The following is a 4,043-nucleotide window of genomic DNA, read 5'->3' on the forward strand; positions in this document are numbered from 1 at the left end:
CGCAGAACAAAGTTAAGTATCCTACAAAACGAAACAATTTCGGTAAAGGCGCCAAGATAACACTTTTAGATAATTATTATTGGAGTAATAAATGAAATTAAAATACCAATAAAAAAAACAAATATAGGCATTTATATCGTTTTTTTGAAAATTATTTTCTCATAAACACCCGCTTTTCTGTAAATAGATAACTTACCTCTAGAGCTAATCTTCATTTACAGCTGCTAAAGAGTAAGATAATGTGACATTCGGCTATAATACTGGTCACACCGCTTTAAAAAGCCGTTGTATTTCTTTAATAGGAAAATAGACAACATTATGAACTCTTGGCCTTATCCTAAAATTGTTGCCCATCGTGGTGGTGGCAGACTCGCTCCTGAAAATACACTCGCAGCCATTGATATTGGCGCAAAATATGGACATACCATGATCGAGTTTGATTCCAAACTTTCCCATGATAATCAAATCTTTTTATTACATGATGATACTCTTGAGCGCACCAGTGATGGTCATGGTATTGCAGGCGAATTAAATTGGAAGCAATTATCAAATATCGATGCTGGAAGCTGGTATGGTCCAGAATTCGCCAAAGAGCGGCTGCCTTTACTCTCTGAGGTCGCAAAACGTTGTCAGCAACATGGCATGATGGCAAATATTGAGATCAAACCAACGACAGGCTTGGAAGCTAAAACAGGTCAAATTGTTGCGCTTGCAGCTCGTCAACTGTGGCAAGGGCAAACAGCCCCATTGATTTCATCTTTCTCAATTGAAGCACTAATTTCGGCTCAACAATACGCTCCTGAACTACCGAGAGGGTTATTATTAGATGAATGGCGAGATGATTGGCAAACCCTTACAACACAGCTTGATTGTGTCTCCATCCATTTAGATCATACATTATTGGATGAGAAACGCGTAAAACGCTTAAAAGAGGCTGGCTTATACATTTTAGTTTATACCGTTAATGATCCTGCGCGCGCTTCGCAACTTTTAAATTGGGGAGTTGATGTAATTTGTACGGATGCGATTGATATCATTGGCCCCAACTTTGGTGCCTAATTAAATAGATTACATACTGAACTATAGATACCTACTATTTCACTCGCCGCATAATTAAAAAGCATAAAGCCAGCATTGAATCTCACTTCTGGCTTTATGCTTATCACGATGAAGATTGCTATCCCCCGACTCTAATTTGCTTTTAACGATGGAGCTGATTGAAAAATAGTGCAACCGCCTTAGTGATGTTTTTGGGTACCGTGTTTAATTATGACTGATATTAATTTTTAATGCTGCGGCAATTGCGATAGGCGAAAATGTCACGCTCCCCACTAACAATGCAGCTAGAATCGCAAAATAACTCCCCAAAGGCATATTAAAACTATACGCTTCCATTGTTCCCGTTGCATAAATGAGCACAGGAATATACAGCGGCAGCACCAGTAAACTCACGAGTACTCCCCCTTTTTTCAGAGATACCGTTAAAGCAGCCCCTATTGCACCAATAAAGCTCAGGATCGGTGTACCTAGCAACAAAGTACCTGCAAGTACAGAAAGGGTATTCGCGTCAAAAGAGAGCATTAAAGCTGCTATCGGTGAAAGTAAGATTAGCGGCACTCCAGTTACCAGCCAGTGAGCAATCACTTTAGCTAATACCGTTAAAAATAGTGGATGCGGTGCGAGCAACAGTTGTTCTAACGAACCATCCAGATAGTCATCTTTAAAGAGACGTTCGAGCGATAATAAAGAAGAAAGCACCGCGGCTACCCAAAAAATGCCAACAGCGATACGTGCTAATAACTGAGGCTCAGGCCCTATGCTCAATGGAAATAACGTAATAACAATTAAGAAGAACCATAATGGGTTTACCAATTCAGAAAAACTTCTAAATGCTATTTTTAGTTCTCTTTTAATCACTAGCCAAAACATTATTCATATCCGCCCGTCAGTTTTAAGGATCCAAAATGCCCCGACATAGCTTGATGAGAAGTAAAAAGAATGATCCCACCTTGTTCAGCATGCTGATGAAAGCGTTCGGTAAGACGTTTCACGCCTGCGACATCAATAGCAGTAAAAGGCTCATCCAACACCCACAAAGGAGCTTCACTTAACCATAACCTTGCAAGATTCACTCGCCTTTGTTGCCCCGCTGATAACTGACCAACAGGAACATCTTCATAGCCAATGAGTGACACTTCTTCGAGAGCCGACCACAAACTATCCCCGGCAGGATGGCGATGCTGCATCTGATAATAAAACTGTAGATTCTCATAAGGAGTGAGTAGTGATTTAACGGCTGGCTTGTGCCCTAAGTAAAGTAATTGACGAGTAAAATCTTCTTTTAACTGATGAATCGAATGTTGCTCCCACAAAATATCCCCTTCATCGGGTTTTAACAGCCCAGCCACCATACGTAATAAGGTCGTTTTACCCGCACCATTAGGCCCTTCAACTTGTAAAATTTGGCCGGGCAATACGGTGAAATCCAGCTTTTGAAAAAGCATCCTGTTTTGCCGCTGACAACTGATTTGCTCGGCAGTTAACATAGTGTTTTATTCCTGTTATTCGTTTTTCGCCACTTTATTTAACAGAATATCACTAATACTGTCATTTGATATTGTTTCACCGCAAAGCACTTTCATCAAAACTTCGCCCCCTAAAGAAGATAATGAAAACAGCATGTCGGGGTTAAGCAGGCGAATTTTATCTATATTGCTTTCTTGGTTAACCAATACCACCGTTTTTACACCTTCACCAGCAAGTTGTTTTATCCCTAAGAGAACAAAAGTACTTAAGGCGTCGCTATCTGTCATCACTAATACATATTTTGCCTGTTTAACATTCGATTCGGCTAATAGCGCTGTATCTGTAGGGTCACCAGTGACGATATTATCTTTCTCAGGATAATGTGCGCGATGACTTTCTTGGCAGATCACCGCAACTGGCAGTTCGCGATTTTTTAACCCTTCATACATGCTTACCGCCATTGGCGTACTACCAATTACAACATAATGATTTTTCATATAAGAAAACCTCTTGCGAACAATTTCCTTTGTTCCTTTAGCTAACAGCCCTACAACATAAACCACTGATGTTGTAAAAATTGTAATACCAAGAATAATGACCGTAACAGTAAATACCCGAGCATCTGTAGAGACTGGTACTATATCGCCGAAACCGACGGTCGTCATACAAACTAACGCGAAATAAAATGCCGTGGTTCCATCTTTAACGACAGGTAGAAATTCATTACCAATATAGAGTGTGCCAAAAATGGAATAAAGCAATAATGCAATGATACAAGTTATCGCCACAAATCCCGCACTGGTTAAGCTGTGATGATGATAACGCTTCCAAAAAAAGCTCAACGCCAAAAAAAGGATCAGCGAAAAATAACCTTGATGAAGGTTTTCCGTTGCAATTTTTAAATCAACAAACGAAATAATGGCCAGTAAAAGCAGTGAAAACACCCATGCAATTCGGGCGCCATTAAGCATGAAAAAAGATAAAAATATCAATGAAATTCCTAACAAAAAACGAGGGATATCAAGCAACTTCATAAAGCCGAGAGATTTAAGCCACTCACTAAACCCATTCGCTCGCCAATCAATATAGTCAGTATAAGCCCCCAATATAGGCTTAATAATCATAAAACCATCAAAAATGATAAGTATTGAGATGATTAAACGGATAAATAAGGATGATTTCAGAAAAGCAATAAACGCGTTATCTGACATTTTTCCTTCACCCTCTGCTCAGATAAGATTACATAAAGTCTATATAACACATGTTGGTCATTGATGTTAGTTAGAATGCCGTTCTTCGGTTGATTTTATTGGTATAACCGACATATCCCTATATCAACTGATACAGTTCCATTTTTATACTTAGAACCTATCCCAATAGGTTTTTAGTCCAGACAATGATACCACAGGCAAAATGCAGCATCGCCTCATAATTCTCGACTTTCTTCTCCCAACTAGTCAGGACACGACGGTAGCGATTCATCCAACTGTGTGTTCTCTCTACAACCCAGCGGTGAG

The 4,043-nt window shown here is 39.6% G+C and carries 4 protein-coding genes and 1 pseudogene; 1 reads left to right on the plus strand and 4 read right to left on the minus strand.

The features are described 5' to 3' along the window. Nucleotides 1-318: 318 nt before the first annotated feature. On the plus strand, nucleotides 319-1,059 hold the full coding sequence (ugpQ, locus tag PR675_RS20310) for a glycerophosphodiester phosphodiesterase (protein WP_272582958.1): 741 nt from the start codon (nucleotides 319-321) through the stop codon (nucleotides 1,057-1,059). Between the two features lie 204 nt (nucleotides 1,060-1,263). Here ugpQ and ccmB read toward each other — a convergent pair whose 3' ends face one another. The 4 genes and pseudogenes from ccmB to PR675_RS20330 form a co-directional block, all read right to left on the minus strand. Further along, entirely contained in the window at nucleotides 1,264-1,929 is a 666-nt protein-coding gene (gene ccmB, locus PR675_RS20315) for a heme exporter protein CcmB (protein ID WP_004927397.1), read from the minus strand. Further along, on the minus strand, nucleotides 1,929-2,546 hold the full coding sequence (gene ccmA, locus PR675_RS20320; RefSeq protein WP_004927393.1) for a cytochrome c biogenesis heme-transporting ATPase CcmA: 618 nt from the start codon (nucleotides 2,544-2,546) through the stop codon (nucleotides 1,929-1,931). Before ccmA ends, ccmB begins: the two co-directional genes overlap by 1 nt. Nucleotides 2,547-2,561: 15 nt before the next feature. After that, nucleotides 2,562-3,737 carry an ion channel gene (locus tag PR675_RS20325; RefSeq protein WP_272582959.1) on the minus strand — a complete coding sequence of 392 codons (1,176 nt, stop codon included), beginning with the start codon at nucleotides 3,735-3,737 and terminating at the stop codon, nucleotides 2,562-2,564. Nucleotides 3,738-3,894: 157 nt separating this feature from the next. After that, nucleotides 3,895-4,043 (minus strand): annotated as a pseudogene (locus PR675_RS20330) (IS5/IS1182 family transposase); the annotation flags it as partial.

The organism is Providencia sp. PROV261 (assembly GCF_028477945.1).
In the GTDB taxonomy this organism is placed as follows: Bacteria; Pseudomonadota; Gammaproteobacteria; order Enterobacterales; family Enterobacteriaceae; genus Providencia; species Providencia stuartii.

Coding starts and splice junctions, on each gene's coding strand:
- ugpQ (WP_272582958.1), top strand. CDS start 319: ATGAACTCTTGGCCTTATCCTAAAATTGTTGCCCATCGTGGTGGTGGC.
- PR675_RS20325 (WP_272582959.1), bottom strand. CDS start 3,737: ATGTCAGATAACGCGTTTATTGCTTTTCTGAAATCATCCTTATTTATC.
- ccmB (WP_004927397.1), bottom strand. CDS start 1,929: ATGTTTTGGCTAGTGATTAAAAGAGAACTAAAAATAGCATTTAGAAGT.
- ccmA (WP_004927393.1), bottom strand. CDS start 2,546: ATGTTAACTGCCGAGCAAATCAGTTGTCAGCGGCAAAACAGGATGCTT.